Here is a 2,599-nt window from a genome sequence, read left to right as displayed (position 1 = left end):
TGTTCGTGGCATGGTTTACGTCAGGAATTTTCTGAGCACACTATAGAGGCGCTCTACGTAGATAAACCTAGCAGTTCAGGGCTGAAGGCACACTAGACAGTCGATGCAAGACTATCTGGTGTTCACTCAGAGAACTGGTTATCCTGCTGGATGGCGTACTTGAGGTGTCTGAGTGGAACTAAGTCTGTGGATTGGAGGTTCGGAATCAGCGGTGTAACTACGAGGTCCCATTGTTCGTGGACTTCGTGTGTTAGTCGCATGATTTCGCTGTAGTAGAGGAATCCCGCAAGTGGCGGGAGCACCAGACAGATGTCTGGTGATTTGCCGTGGCGGCGGTACTTTTCGATAGTTTCTTTCAGTGCGAGTAGTGGTGTCCCGGTGCCGTACAGGGTTTCGATTTCGTAGACGGTGCCGTGGTGTTGGATGTCCGGGATGAGTTGCTGGCTTGTTTGCTGTGCGAGTAGCGTGTCGGTCTCGGTTGTGACTGAGGCAAAGCCGTGGCCTTCTGATTCGATGAGCCACCGAACAACGAACGTTTTGAGGGCGTAATGCAGCATACTCTCATTGTTTTGTCCGCCGTCTCCGGGCTGATTCGGGCGGACTGCCATGACAGGTGATTTGGATTCTGTGTCCGATTCGATCGGTTCTGACGTGCCGCGGTGCAGTTGGGTCCAAGCGCGACGTTCGGCAAGGGTAAAGAGATCGTCAAACGTTGGTTCGTCTTCGGCTGGGAAGGTGAAGTCACCGGACAAGTCCGGGAAGCCCCACAATGCTTCGGCAGTCGGGACCGCCCGGTCGAGGTACCCATCTAGGTCTGCGTACTCACCGCGGTGGAGTGGCGGGTTCAGTTCGATGACTTGCGGACGGTGAGGACGAACTCGTTGAACGAGTTCTCGTTTGAACGTGTCGACGAAGTCAGTTGGGAGTTGGAAGATGAGGAAGCCGAGGCCTTGCGTATCCAGCTCTTGAATGCGACGACGAATCGTCTTCCACTGGACTTGGTCGTTTGTGACTGAGGTCGTCGGTGTCCGGGCGTGTTCAAAGAACTCGGTATCTGTCTCGTCGATGAATTCGATGCGGTTGCTCGCTTTCAGGTGGCGTTCGACATCCCTAGCATCGCCGCGGATCTGACCGCGTGGAAGCCCGCCTTCCAAGTGATGATACAGTTCACGGCAGAGGAATTGGACCATCGTTCCGTACCGGTCATTCGCTGGTTTGTGTAACAGGATAATCAGCGGTCGGTCGCGGAGTACATCCGCTGGGAACGCGCCTTCCCGCTGCGTAAGGAGTTCACCGACGAGATCAACCTCATCAGCCGGTGACTCAGATGGCACGTCAGCAGTGCTCACTGCTGGTGCTTCCTCAGTAGTGTCTGTCTCAGAGGTGTCGCTTGTAGTGGTCGCTTCAGTTTCGTCTACAACGGATTGCTTCGGGTTGGGATTCGTCGATGTGTCTTCAGCGTCCAAGTCTACGTGCTGGTTTATGAGTGTATAGTCGTCTTCGAATGCTTCGACGATCGGGTTAGCGATATCGTCATGCGGGAGACTCCGATACACTTCGAATTCGTTTTCGGTGATGCCGAGGACGAGATACTCGCCGTACTTGCTTCGCTGACGGGTGACGACCTTGTTCGAATACGGGCTAGTGATGATGACGATTGCAGTGTGGTCAATCCATTCAGCTTGATCCTCGGTGAGCCACGGTGTAACGACAATTTGGATTTCCTCGTCATCCAGTGTCAGCAATTGACCGTGGTACACGCGTCGTTCATTGTCGAAGGAGAGTTGGAGGTCGATGACGTCGGCTTGGCTTAATCGGCGCTCGATGCCATCGATATCGATCACACAGCGCCGCTTTTGCTCAGTCAGCCACCGAGTAGCGTTATTGATGAGCAGTGGATCGAGATAGACGGTGTCGTCTTGTTCAGTGATGGCACCGTCGAGCATGTCGAAGGTCATCCACGCGTCTTGATCGATGCTGAGCAGTGCATCCCGGAGATTAGTCCGTGACGCTTCACCGTCGTTGTCAAGGAGGTATTCTAATCCAGCGAGTTGCGGGATACTCGACTCATAGCCGTCGAATACATCAATGCTCACGGTGTCCGGGCTGACCGATGTCACATCTATGAATGCCTCTGGGTTCTCTCGAACACCGTGGTACACTGCGTATCGATGTCCTTTGGAGTCACCGGAAGAGTCAATGTATGTCCCGAATGAACAAATTCCGGTGCGGACTAGAACGTCCAAGAGCGTGTCGACCTCTGCAGATTCGTCGAACCAAAGCTCGTGATACGCATTGAACTGCGGCTTAAGACGCCAGTCAGGCCTGACACTTCTTTCATCGCCCCACCCGGTGAGGAATGTGTGCAGGAGGCGGCGTTCGTCGAGTGATAGGTTTTGAATCCGGGTTTTGATTACTTGGTCAAGTTGGTCTCCGAATCGTTCGTACACCTGCTCTTCGTCTCTATACTCTCCGATGTTGATACCGGCACGATCTGTTAGTATATAGCCTGTTGCATCTTCAATATCAGTTCGCAGGACGTGGCTGGGTAGCCTCGATCCAAGCGACTGAGGACAAGATGTGCCAGATTGACGTTCAT

Annotated in this window: 1 protein-coding gene; it reads right to left on the bottom strand. The window is 53.6% G+C overall.

What is annotated here, in order from left to right; genetic code table 11:
- Positions 1–122: 122 nt before the first annotated feature.
- The coding region (locus D8Y22_RS22530) for a hypothetical protein (RefSeq protein WP_174811908.1) at positions 123–2,599 on the bottom strand (2,477 nt) is incomplete at its 5' end.

Origin of the sequence: Salinadaptatus halalkaliphilus, assembly GCF_006543045.1 — an archaeon.
In the GTDB taxonomy this organism is placed as follows: Archaea; Halobacteriota; Halobacteria; order Halobacteriales; family Natrialbaceae; genus Salinadaptatus; species Salinadaptatus halalkaliphilus.
This window is presented reverse-complemented; position numbering and strand designations above follow the sequence as displayed.